Annotated in this window: 11 protein-coding genes; 6 read left to right on the top strand and 5 right to left on the bottom strand. The window is 46.1% G+C overall.

Annotated features, from left to right (window positions below):
- Nucleotides 1-100: 100 nt before the first annotated feature.
- Both NK638_RS10345 and rsgA read right to left on the bottom strand, forming a co-directional pair.
- A complete protein-coding gene (locus tag NK638_RS10345) occupies nt 101-556 on the bottom strand; it encodes a rhodanese-like domain-containing protein (RefSeq protein WP_093068718.1) in 456 nt (151 codons plus the stop codon).
- A gap of 150 nt (nt 557-706) precedes the next feature.
- On the bottom strand, nt 707-1810 hold the full coding sequence (gene rsgA / locus NK638_RS10340; protein ID WP_274632961.1) for a ribosome small subunit-dependent GTPase A: 1104 nt from the start codon (nt 1808-1810) through the stop codon (nt 707-709).
- A 207-nt stretch (nt 1811-2017) separates the two neighbouring features.
- On the opposite strand from rsgA, the gene orn reads away from it, so the two are divergent.
- Nucleotides 2018-2605 (top strand): oligoribonuclease, encoded by a 588-nt coding sequence (gene orn, locus NK638_RS10335; RefSeq protein WP_274632960.1) that lies wholly within the window; start codon nt 2018-2020, stop codon nt 2603-2605.
- Between the two features lie 143 nt (nt 2606-2748).
- On the opposite strand, the gene NK638_RS10330 is transcribed toward orn, so the two are convergent.
- On the bottom strand, nt 2749-3591 hold the full coding sequence (locus tag NK638_RS10330; RefSeq protein ID WP_274632959.1) for a UDP-2,3-diacylglucosamine diphosphatase: 843 nt from the start codon (nt 3589-3591) through the stop codon (nt 2749-2751).
- Between the two features lie 57 nt (nt 3592-3648).
- Entirely contained in the window at nt 3649-4164 is a 516-nt protein-coding gene (locus NK638_RS10325; protein ID WP_201584645.1) for a peptidylprolyl isomerase, read from the bottom strand.
- Nucleotides 4165-4403: 239 nt separating this feature from the next.
- Here NK638_RS10325 and NK638_RS10320 point away from each other — a divergent pair, with 239 nt between their 5' ends.
- The 4 genes from NK638_RS10320 to NK638_RS10305 all read left to right on the top strand — a co-directional run bounded on the left by NK638_RS10320 (nt 4404) and on the right by NK638_RS10305 (nt 9647).
- Nucleotides 4404-6131 (top strand): glutamine--tRNA ligase/YqeY domain fusion protein, encoded by a 1728-nt coding sequence (locus tag NK638_RS10320; protein WP_274632958.1) that lies wholly within the window; start codon nt 4404-4406, stop codon nt 6129-6131.
- A gap of 378 nt (nt 6132-6509) precedes the next feature.
- Nucleotides 6510-7148, top strand: a complete 639-nt coding sequence (locus NK638_RS10315; protein ID WP_274632957.1) for a peroxiredoxin — start codon at nt 6510-6512, stop codon at nt 7146-7148.
- 295 nt (nt 7149-7443) lie between these two features.
- Nucleotides 7444-8106, top strand: a complete 663-nt coding sequence (locus NK638_RS10310) for a glutathione S-transferase family protein (RefSeq protein ID WP_274632956.1) — start codon at nt 7444-7446, stop codon at nt 8104-8106.
- A gap of 608 nt (nt 8107-8714) precedes the next feature.
- Nucleotides 8715-9647 carry an META domain-containing protein gene (locus NK638_RS10305; RefSeq protein ID WP_274632955.1) on the top strand — a complete coding sequence of 311 codons (933 nt, stop codon included), beginning with the start codon at nt 8715-8717 and terminating at the stop codon, nt 9645-9647.
- Between the two features lie 135 nt (nt 9648-9782).
- Here NK638_RS10305 and ruvC read toward each other — a convergent pair whose 3' ends face one another.
- Nucleotides 9783-10367 (bottom strand): crossover junction endodeoxyribonuclease RuvC, encoded by a 585-nt coding sequence (ruvC, locus tag NK638_RS10300; RefSeq protein ID WP_105243865.1) that lies wholly within the window; start codon nt 10365-10367, stop codon nt 9783-9785.
- 153 nt (nt 10368-10520) lie between these two features.
- Here ruvC and NK638_RS10295 point away from each other — a divergent pair, with 153 nt between their 5' ends.
- Nucleotides 10521-11129 carry an FxsA family protein gene (locus NK638_RS10295; protein WP_274632954.1) on the top strand — a complete coding sequence of 203 codons (609 nt, stop codon included), beginning with the start codon at nt 10521-10523 and terminating at the stop codon, nt 11127-11129.
- Nucleotides 11130-11151: the final 22 nt, after the last annotated feature.

Below are 11151 nucleotides of genomic sequence, written 5' to 3'. Positions count from 1 at the left end.
ATATTCTTTTTAGAGTGCATCGACTATATACCACATAAAAAAAGACACCTAAATGCGGTGTCTTTTTGATGGTTACTGATACTAAATAATGCAGCACCAGCTATTTGTGCAATGACGGTTTAGCCTTGCCTTTGGTTTTTGACTTAGCATCTTTTAGGCCAACGAGTGGCATACCAGCTGCCTGCCAGCCGCCAATGCCACCTTCTAAGCGATAAACGTCATCTTTGCCAATCATTTGAATGGCTGCGCCTGCCTGTACGCCCATGTCGCAGATGATGACCACTGGCTGCTGGATGGCGCGGATTTCTTCTAGGCGATCTTTTAGCTCAGTAAAAGGTATGTTGCGGCTGCCTTGAATATAGCCGGTCAAAAATTTCTTTTTGGCGCGAATATCGATCAGCTGCGCGTTTTGCGAGTTCACCATCATACCAAGCGTGTTGGGCGATATTTTTCTACCACTACGTTTGTTTTCGATGGTAAAAAACAGTACAGCAAGTACGGCTAATATACCAAACAAAAACGGGTGGTTGCCCACAAATTCTAGCGCACGATCCAAACCATACCTCCAAAAAATAAGTGTTCTATTAAGCCGAGAAGATAGCTCAATGATTTTGAACAAGGCGCTATTATACCGATTAGGTCATCTATAGTAAATGTATGATGAGCAACCTACGTTTTAATAATGCTGATTTGATACAAAGCGTTGTTAATAGGGCTTGGTATCAGCCTCTTCGCTCAAGGTCACCAGGTTTTCGACTCGGCGCTGTAGCACATCACCATCAGCTACCGCTTGCCATAACGCACAGCCTTTGCTGTTATGAGTATGTTTGCAATCACGAAACTGACAGTCACCGGCAAGCGGCGCAAGCTCAATAAAGCCTGAAATAATATCATCAGGAGTCAGATGCCAAATCCCGTACTCACGAATGCCAGGCGTATCGACGATGCCGCCTTGGGTAAGATCGTCTGGATTAAACGGCAATAAACGACTGGTGGTGGTGGTATGCTGGCCAAGTTTCGAGTTTTCGGAGATGACGTTGACCATTTGCCCTGAATCAGGCAACAGCGCATTGATAAGACTGCTTTTACCGACGCCAGATTGTCCAGCAAAAATCACCAGCTTTTTATCTATATGACGCTTGAGCTCATCAAGACCTGTTTGGGCGTCGCTAGCGGCGATGTTTTCAGGACAGTCAACCGACGTCAGTACGCTCTCGTAACCAAGAGCCGCGTATTGAGTCAAAAGCTCTCTGGTATCGACGCCGTCTTCTTGCGCGAGTAGGTCGGCTTTGTTCAATACTAATAGCGGCTTGACGCCCGCGTGATGACAGACCACTAAATAGCGATCGATCAGGGACGCCGCCGCCGCTGGTAGTGGCGCAAACACGATCGCCAAGATATCGATATTGGCAGCGACAGGTTTGAGCTTATGATACCGATCTGGGCGTGAGACAAGAGAGGTACGCGGTTTGACCGACTCGATACGGCCAAAGCCGGTATTGGGGTCAGCTGTCCAGCGTACGTGGTCGCCTGCCGCCAGCATAGGCAGGTTAGTACGCACATGACAGCGCCATATATCGCCCAACTCCAGCGCTTGCCAAAATGGCTCAGGATCATCAGGCGCAATCTCTGGCTGCACCGGTAGCACCGCAGGCAAGCTGGTGATTTGTACCTCTAGCTGCTTGCCATAATGCGCCATGACCACGCCATCCATCAAACTGTCATCGAGGCTGTCTTGACTGTCGAGCTGCTGTTTGTCAATGCGACGAATCTGTTGTTTAGTCAGTTTGCGTTGCCGTATTAATGCCATGGTTTTGACCTATTATAAAAATATTGCTAAGTGTAGCGTGAAAATTTGCTAACATACAGCCTAAACCGTCCGTGGCAGATAGTGGTTTTGTAATATCAGGGCTGATTTGGCACTGTTAAATCCCAAGCCCTCATCTTGTCACCGTAGATAAAACGGCACTTTTTATATACAAACTTGCTCCAAATATTATTGACCATAGGATATTTTATGACTACCGGCGACCATCCCAATAAAATTAAGATCAAAAATCAAGGCAAAAAAGGGCTGGTATGGATTGACTTAGAGATGACTGGACTTGACACCTTAAACGATGAGATTATCGAGATTGCCACTGTTGTCACTGACGAAGATTTAAACGTCCTTGCAGAAGGGCCGGTGTTTGCGATTAAAGTATCCGATCAGGTATTAAACAAAATGGATGACTGGAACACCAAGCAACATGGTCAGTCAGGTCTGATCGATCGGGTGCGCCGTAGTAAGGTGACGCTGGCAGAGGCTGAAGCGGAAACCATTAAGTTTTTGAGTAAATGGGTCGATAGCGGTAAGTCGCCGATGTGCGGTAACTCGATCTGTCAAGATCGTCGCTTTTTGGCGCGACAAATGCCAGAGCTGGAGCGGTTCTTTCATTATCGCAACCTTGACGTGTCATCGATTAAAGAGCTGTGCTTTCGCTGGCGCCCTGATATCTTAAAAAACTTTGAAAAGGGCGGCAGCCATCTTGCGTTAGATGATATCCGCGACTCTATTCGTGAGCTTAAGCATTATCGTCAGCACTTTTTTAAACTGATGCCTTAATAAGATTGATAAGTTAAGCTCGATAAGTAATGAGCCTGCACTTAATAAGTGAATAGCCAATCATAAAGGGTCTGCTAAATAGTTAGCGGACCCTTTATCTTATTACATCATTTTATGACATCATTTGGTTTATAAAAAATAAGCTAGACCAGTGAGCTAAATTCAACCAGTTCAAATTTAGCTTTATTGCTATCTGAGTGTGCATTAGCGATCATCACACCAATCACTGCGCTGACGGTTGGTTTACGGGTATCTTTATTTAGCCGCCGCCAATCACCCAGCACGTAGCGTTTTTTATCTGTCGTTGCTTGATGGATATCTGGACGATGGGTATGGCCATGTAGCAGCGCATCGCTATTAGCCACGGCTTGTATTACCGCCTCATCGTTGACATCCATAATGTGAGCGGCTTTATTGGCGTTGTTTTGTTGGCTTTTTTGGCGCATTTTTTCAGCGATAGCCAAGCGTTTTTCTAGGGATTTATTGAGCAGATACCACTGGGTCAGACGGTTGCGCATGATTTTTCGAAAAAACTGGTATTTTTTATCATCGGTACAGAGCGCGTCGCCATGCTCGAGACGGTAGTGTTGCTGCCCGATGGTTAACATATGCGGCTCATCAATCAGCTCCCCGCCAAACAGGTTGCAAAACGGCTGACCCAGCAGAAAATCACGATTGCCATGCATCACCAATATCTCACAGCCATTGATGCGCAGTTGTTTTAATTTAGCGATAAGCGGGGTGAGCCAGTGGGTTTGGCGCGCGTCATCTGATAACGTCAAATAAGCGTCATCGCCGATCCAGACCTCAAACCAATCGCCTAAGATAAATAAGCGTTTGAGGGCGGGCAGGGCCAGACAGTCATCAAGTAGCGCCAAAAAAGCCTGCACTAAGGCAGGCTCCTCTGGCGATAAATGCAAATCGCTGATGAATACTTGCCGCATCTCATGTGGGCGGGTCGTTATCAGATGATTAAACGTTTGCATTTATCATAATCCTTGTCGTCTATTGTCAGACTATCAGTAACACTTACTTATCACGACCTACTGAGAAACGATGGTCGCAGAGTTGATAACGACAGGCTCTTTTGGCACATCAGCATGCATGCCGAAGCGACCGGTTGGTACGCCGCGCATTTTGTCGATGACATCCATACCGCTGGTGACTTTACCAAATACTGTATAACCCCAGCCTTGCATGTTTTTGCCAGAGTGGTTAAGGAAGTCATTGTCTTTGACATTGATAAAGAATTGGCTGGTCGCTGAATGCGGATCTTGCGTACGCGCCATGGCGATAGTGCCTTTGTCATTCTTTAGGCCATTGTCCGCTTCGTTTTCGATAGGAGCATTGGTTGATTTTTCATTCATCTCAGCGTCCATACCGCCGCCTTGAATCATAAAGCCATCGATGATGCGATGAAAAATCGTGCCGTCATAATGGCCAGATTTTACGTAGTTTAAGAAGTTTTCTACGGTTTTTGGTGCTTTTTCTTCGTTGAGTTCGATGACGATCGCACCCATATTGGTGTCTAGTTGTACTACTGGCGGCATGTCTACCATGTGATATTCCTTTTTTGATTGCAGCGCCAAATGACGCTGTCAAGTGGTGGTTAAAAGTGGGTGGTTAAAAAGTTATGGCTAGTCTAACGGCTTTTTTGTCGTCTGTCATGTATCAGGCTGTTAATGGCTTTGCAAAAGCTGATAGAATAACGCAACGTTATCTTTTATCAGTCTTTTTTAATTTATCATTTTTGAGCGTGGTAACACGCGCTGAATACTTGCGCTAGGAGCAATGAGTAATGAGTGAGCACTCAAGCAATAATGCACAAAAAAACGACTTTATTCGTAATATCATTCGTGATGATATTAAGGCGCAAAAATACCCCCAAATCGTAACGAGATTTCCCCCTGAACCAAACGGCTATTTGCACTTGGGTCATGTCAAATCAATCTGTCTAAACTTTGGTATTGCTGAGGAGTTTGGCGGGGTCTGTAACCTGCGTTTTGATGACACCAACCCAACGGCAGAAAAACAAGACTTCATCGACAATATCGAAAACGATGTCAAATGGCTTGGGTTTGAGTGGGCAGGCGAGGCGCATCATGCATCAGGTTATTTTGATCAGCTCTATGCGTGGGCGGTGCAGCTTATCGAGCAGGGCGACGCTTATGTGGATTTGCAGTCGCCTGAACAAATCCGCGACAACCGCGGCTCATTTAATGAGGCAGGTACGCCATCACCGCAACGTGATGCCAGTGTCGCAGAAAACTTAGCGCGCTTTAATGAGATGAAAGAGGGCAAGTTTGCTGAAGGCGAAGCGGTGCTACGTGCCAAGATTGATATGGCCAGCCCAAACATGAACATGCGTGACCCTGTCATCTACCGCGTCATGCACCAAGCGCATCATCAAACCGGCGATAAATGGTGCATCTATCCGATGTATGACTTTGCCCATCCGCTCTCTGATGCGCTCGAAGGCATCACCCATTCGTTGTGTACACTAGAGTTTGAAGACCATCGTCCGTTTTATGATTGGACGGTAGAAAAAATCGGCTTTGAGGTGCCGCCGCATCAGTATGAGTTTAGTCGCTTAAATGTCGACCACACCATGACCAGTAAGCGCAAGCTCAAACAGTTGGTCGATGAAGGGGTGGTAAGCGGCTGGGATGATCCGCGTATGCCGACTATCGCGGGCATGCGCCGCCGTGGTTATACGCCAGAGGGTCTGCGCGATTTTTGTGAGCGCGTTGGCGTGACCAAAGTCGACAGCGTTGTTGATTTTCGTCTATTAGAATTTAGCATTCGTCAATCACTCGAGACGACGACCGCGCGCGGCATGGCGGTGCTTAAGCCGTTAAAAGTAACGATTACTAACTTCTATGATGCGGTTAGCAGCTGGGAGTCACAAAAGGCCGATAGCGTCAATGCGCGCTGGGATGAAGACGCTCAGACTCTATGGCTCAAGCAGCCAAAACATCCTAACGTCGATATGGGTGAGCGTGAGATTCCATTCACCGAAACCCTTTATATCGACCAAGGCGACTATGAGATTGAGCCGCCAGCCGGTTATAAGCGCCTGTCACCAGCAAAGCCAGAAATCCGCCTGCGTAACACCTATGTGCTGGCCGTGACTGAGCACATTACTGACGATGCTGGTAATGTGATCGAGCTAAAAGCGACGATTGATCCTGCGACATTGGGCAACAACCCTGAAGGCCGCAAGGTCAAAGGCGTGATTCATTGGGTATCAGCCAGCCTTGGCGTGCCTGCGACCGTGCGTATGTATGAGCAGTTATTTAGTGTCGAGGACCCAGGTAGTGCCAGTGATGTGCATCAAGTACTCAATCCCAATTCATTGACTGAGCTTGCAGCAGTGGTTGAGCCGTCACTTGCCAACGCAGATGCTGGCACGCGCTTTCAGTTTGAGCGTGAAGGTTACTTCATCGCCGATAGCGAAGAGCACACCAGTGACAAGCCGGTATTTAACCAAATCGTCAGCTTACGCGACAGTTATAAGCCAGCTTAATGCATAGCCTTTGAGCTTGCCCTTAGGGCTTAACGTCAAATTATTATGTCAAATCATTGTCCTTTTATACTGACCCATCTCTAGTGCGCTAGGGGTGGGTTTTTTATGAACTTTGCTTGTGGGATACAGGCATGGTAGTTTAATGCGCTATGCTACCTATATACTGGTTTACTTAGTGATAAATGGAATAATCGCATTACAATCCTTCACAAGACATTCATAACCAGTTTGGTACTATAAAGTGAGTTTTATTGATGCACTAGACGGGATAAGCAAATGATCAAACCGTCTCGCACATTGCAATAATCGGTTTATAATAATAGGGCGCATAAGACAGTAAGATCGGCGCTCATCATTCATATAAATAAGGAATTTAGTATGGCACATTTACGTTTAGGCGACACCGCACCAAACTTTGATGCAAGCACCACAGAGGGTGATATTAATTTTTATGATTGGGCGGGTGACAGCTGGGTGGTATTGTTTTCGCATCCTGCCGACTATACGCCAGTTTGTACTACTGAGCTTGGCCGCACCGCTGCATTGGGTGGTGAGTTCCAAAAACGCAATGTCAAGCCGATTGCTTTGTCAGTGGACGGCTTAGAAGATCACAAAGGCTGGGTCAGCGACATCGAAGAGACACAAGGCGCTGCGGTGAAATTCCCTATCATTGCAGACTCTGATCGCATGGTTGCGGATTTGTATGACATGATTCACCCAAATGCTGATAACACCGCGACAGTTCGCAGCGTGTTTATCATTGATCCAAACAAAAAAGTACGTCTGACCCTGACTTATCCAGCCAGCTGTGGTCGTAACTTTGATGAGATCGTTCGGGTCATCGATGCGCTTCAATTGTCTGATGAATATAATGTTGCCACGCCAGTCGACTGGAAAGATGGCGACGATGTGATCATCCCGCCAAGTGTCAAAAACGAAGACATCCCTGCCAACTATCCAAAAGGCCATAAAGAAATTAAGCCATATCTACGTACCACACCTGCCCCTAATAAATAAGTGGCAGTGAATGGCAAGTCGCATGATACAAAGTCTCACGACGTAAAGTTGTGAGGCTTTTTTTATATCTCAATCGTCATATTTATCTTGCCTTAGGCCTCTGGCTTAGCAAAAAACAAGAAAGCTTTGCTATGATGCGCCGAGTAGGCTATAACTATGATAGAGCGTCAGGATGTGAGCCAGATTTGAGTGGGTCGTAGCCACTCAATACGAATGCTCAGCAAGGCTCGTTAATTATTATAATAATGGCTGGCAGCGCTAAATCGTTATCTATCTATTTTACAAGGAGTTTATTATGAAAAAACTATATGTCACTCGTACTGCCCCAAACCCGCGTAAAGCTTTGATACTTTTGGCATCAAAAGGGATTGATGTCGATGACATGGATGACGTCGATGTGATAGATATCGACTTTGCAGCCAACGAGCAGATATCGGCGGAATTTACCAAGATCAATCCGATGCAGACGGTACCGGTTTTGACCTTAGACGATGGGACGGTGCTCAACGACTCACAAGCGGTCTGTGAGTATCTAGACCGCGTCTATGGCGAGCGCTCAGTGATGGGAAATGATGTAGTACAGCGCGCGCAAGTTTGCGCCATGCGCCGGATCGCTGAGCTTGAGGTGTTGTACAACCTAATGCTGGCGTTTCAGCACAGTCATCCTTCCAAGGCTCAGCGTGTCGAGCAGGTTCCCGAGTTTGTCCAGCCATCTATCGCCCGTGCTACCAAAGCCATGGGCTATTTTGAGAACGCTTTAGTAGGTCGCGACTATCTCGTGGGTGAGCAGTTAAGCTTTGCTGATATTGTGCTGTACTTGGGGTTGGATTTTGGCAAAATACTTAAAGTCGACCCAAGCAAGCAAGGTGAAAACCTAGCGCGCTTTTATCAAAAAATGAATGAGCAGTTTAGTATCAAAAATATGGCAAAAGCCAAGCCCGTAGATGGCAGTAAGTGATGAGAGATTGATACGAGAGATTGATAAGTAATCGGCTGCTTATTTCTTAAGTGTATCCTTAACTAGGGCGTGTCCTCAATTTAATCGATAGTAATCTAAATGGGTTAAAAATGGCTAAATCTGGTCAAACGGTGTCAAATAGCTGACTAATATCTCGATATTATTTGCGTTATCTTCCTTGTTTGACGGCGATTTATCTCATTTTTATCACCATTTTTAAAATGAGGACACGCACGCCCTAGCTGCTCAATTAACCTTTCAACTGCTGACAGCTTGTATTCAATTAAAACAGCCTATCTCATGATTGGCTGTTTTTTTATGCAGTGTTAATAAGGCGTTATAATCAAGCCAAGATAGAAGCTGCAAGATAGTAACTCACGACTACTAGCACTAAAACATGGATTTGGGAACTGTTTTTAAAAGATGTAATAAAAATAAACATTTTATTACATAGTGCAGTAGACACAGCGTTATAGTGAGCAATCTATCCTGAGCTTTTAGACGTTGCATAAAAAGCTTTGTAATAGAGCTTAAATGATATTTGACAGTTTTTTGCCACATCTGTTTTATACAAAAAAAGAAATCAAGCTTACTAAGAGGTACGTTGTATGGTAAGTAAAACCGCAAGACCCGCTTCGAAATGGCTGCTATTACCAAGCATGCTAGTAGCAAGCCTAGCGCTGGGCGCTTGTCAAAAATCCACTGCGCCTGCTGATGGCGACACGGTAGATCGTCATGAAGCGGCGGTAACCAGTGAAACAGATGGCGCAGCGCCAATAGACGAGATGAATGTAGAGAATACGGATACAGACGATGGCCATGATGATAAGCTGACGGTAGAGCAAAAAATGATCGAAAACCTATCGCGCTATCGTTGGACGCTATCGGATATTCAGAATGCTGGCAGTGGGCCCTCGGTATCTATGCTGGCTGATATCAAAGACCAAGTATCATTACTGTTTAATCAAAATCAAGGACAAGACACTTTGAGCTATAGCGTTGGCTGCAATGCTATGAGCGCGGTTTATCAGCTGCAGGGTAATACGTTGACCACCGAAGATAGCATGAGTACACAAATGCTTTGCCAAGATCTCAATGAGGCTGAAAATCGTCTGAACACATTGATGCAGGGTACGAGTGAGTTGAGCGTGACGACAGATGAGCGGCCCTTACTCACGCAAGTGACCAGCGATGAGGTGACGTTGACTTGGAAAGGGCGGCTGACCTCACAGGCGAAATATAATAGCAAAGGAAAAACCGTCTTTTGGGCCGTCAACGCCAAAAAAGCCCCTTGCACCGCTGAGGGGACGCAGCAGTGTTTGCAAGTCAAACCCATCACTTATGATGATCAAGGTATCAAGACCAGTGAAGGTAAATGGGCTGCGTTCACGGGCGAAATCGAAGGCTATCAGCATGACGGCAAGCATGATGAAGTGCTGCGTCTCCAGCGCTATCAGTTGGATACCGAAGATGCAGAAGTCAAAGGTGAAGAATACGCTTATGTACTCGATGCCGTGATAGAAAGTAGCGTGGTAGAGTAGGGTTACTTGAGTAAGTTGGTTGGTCGTTTTGGTTATTTAAAATGAGGCCTAGATAGCCAAAATGATTTAAGAAAACACGCGTTCAAATGACGCGTGTTTTTATGTCTGATGACTTGTAGACAAATACTTGATGACCTAACGTAAATTGCCCAAGTCTTCTTCTGTTAGCCGCCAGCGGCCTTTTTTCTTAGAGCTGCCGCGCCCGCGCATAGCGCTGTTTAATATCAGTTTGTTCATCGAATGGCTGGAGTGAGCATGACAAATCGCACAAGCAAGGCCGTCGGCGGCATCTTGCTGTGGCACGACGTCTAACGATAGTATACGGCATACCATCTCCTGCACTTGCTCTTTGGCCGCTGCGCCATAGCCGCAAACCGCCTGTTTGATCTGACGAGCAGTGTACTCCGACACCTCTAAGTCTAGTGCTACCATCGCGGCGATGGCGGCACCGCGGGCTTGACCGAGCTTTAGCGCTGAGTCTGGGTTTTCGGCCATAAATACTTGTTCGATTGCCGTATGAATTGGCTCGTCAGTATATTTTAGATGGTGCTGAGTAATACGCGTCAACCCGTTAAAAATACGCTTTAAGCGCTCAGGCATCTCCTTAGTCTCTGTGCGAATGGTGCCTGCATCGATATAGGTCAGTTTGTCGCCGGTTTGTTGCACGATGCCATAACCGGTCATACGCGAGCCTGGGTCAATCCCAATAATAATTGCCATAGTATTCCGTCTTACTTACATTTTGTTTTATATCTTAAAAATCCGCTATAAGTTTGATAGTATAGCAATCAATCCCCATATACATCATATGTTAGCCATCTTAATTTGTATGGCGCTTTATTTATTGGTTTTTATTTTATAGGACGACACTTTATGGGTCAGATCGTTGGTATCGCCATTGTTTGGTTTATTATTGAGATGCTGCTGTGGTATTTGCTTGCCCAGTTTATGAGTGGCTGGTGGGTATTTATGTGGTTTATCATCGCCGCTGTCATCGGTGTGTCACTGATGCGCAAAGGTATGGCCGCGCTCAACCCGATGGCGCAGCAGATGAAGGCAGGTGGCATGATGAATCCAGCGATGCGTCCGCAAGAGTCTACCATGCTAAAGAGTGTGGCGATGGCGGCAGCCGGTATTTTATTACTGATACCAGGGGTGCTCAGTGATTTACTAGCGTTATTGGTTGTGTTACCGCCTGTACAAAAAAAGCTGAAAGATGCGGCCAACAACTATGTCATGAATAACCAGCAAAAAATGATGGAAATGATGGCAAAACAAATGGGCGGTCAAAACCCATTTGGTGGCATGGGCGGCCAAAACCCGTTTGGCGGTGCAGGTGGTATGGGTGGTCAAAACCCCTTTGGTCAGCAGTCGCAAAACCCGTTTGGCGATGTCTTTAAACAGCATACTACCGTAGATGGTACGGCCAAAAGCGTGCCTAAAGATGTGAAAAAAATCACCAAGTCTGCCAATGATGAATGATGGTAAGTCGTAAAGCAGATAG

The organism is Psychrobacter sp. A3 (assembly GCF_028823565.1).
Lineage (GTDB): Bacteria > Pseudomonadota > Gammaproteobacteria > Pseudomonadales > Moraxellaceae > Psychrobacter > Psychrobacter celer.
Note: the sequence above shows the minus strand (reverse complement) of the source record. Positions and strands in the feature narration are given on the sequence as shown.

Bases quoted from the DNA above. Each gene is read 5' to 3' on its own strand.
- NK638_RS10325 (WP_201584645.1), bottom strand. From the start codon at position 4,164: ATGGTAGACATGCCGCCAGTAGTACAACTAGACACCAATATGGGTGCG.
- NK638_RS10320 (WP_274632958.1), top strand. From the start codon at position 4,404: ATGAGTGAGCACTCAAGCAATAATGCACAAAAAAACGACTTTATTCGT.
- NK638_RS10305 (WP_274632955.1), top strand. From the start codon at position 8,715: ATGGTAAGTAAAACCGCAAGACCCGCTTCGAAATGGCTGCTATTACCA.
- orn (WP_274632960.1), top strand. From the start codon at position 2,018: ATGACTACCGGCGACCATCCCAATAAAATTAAGATCAAAAATCAAGGC.
- NK638_RS10330 (WP_274632959.1), bottom strand. From the start codon at position 3,591: ATGCAAACGTTTAATCATCTGATAACGACCCGCCCACATGAGATGCGG.
- NK638_RS10310 (WP_274632956.1), top strand. From the start codon at position 7,444: ATGAAAAAACTATATGTCACTCGTACTGCCCCAAACCCGCGTAAAGCT.
- NK638_RS10295 (WP_274632954.1), top strand. From the start codon at position 10,521: ATGGGTCAGATCGTTGGTATCGCCATTGTTTGGTTTATTATTGAGATG.
- ruvC (WP_105243865.1), bottom strand. From the start codon at position 10,367: ATGGCAATTATTATTGGGATTGACCCAGGCTCGCGTATGACCGGTTAT.
- rsgA (WP_274632961.1), bottom strand. From the start codon at position 1,810: ATGGCATTAATACGGCAACGCAAACTGACTAAACAACAGATTCGTCGC.
- NK638_RS10315 (WP_274632957.1), top strand. From the start codon at position 6,510: ATGGCACATTTACGTTTAGGCGACACCGCACCAAACTTTGATGCAAGC.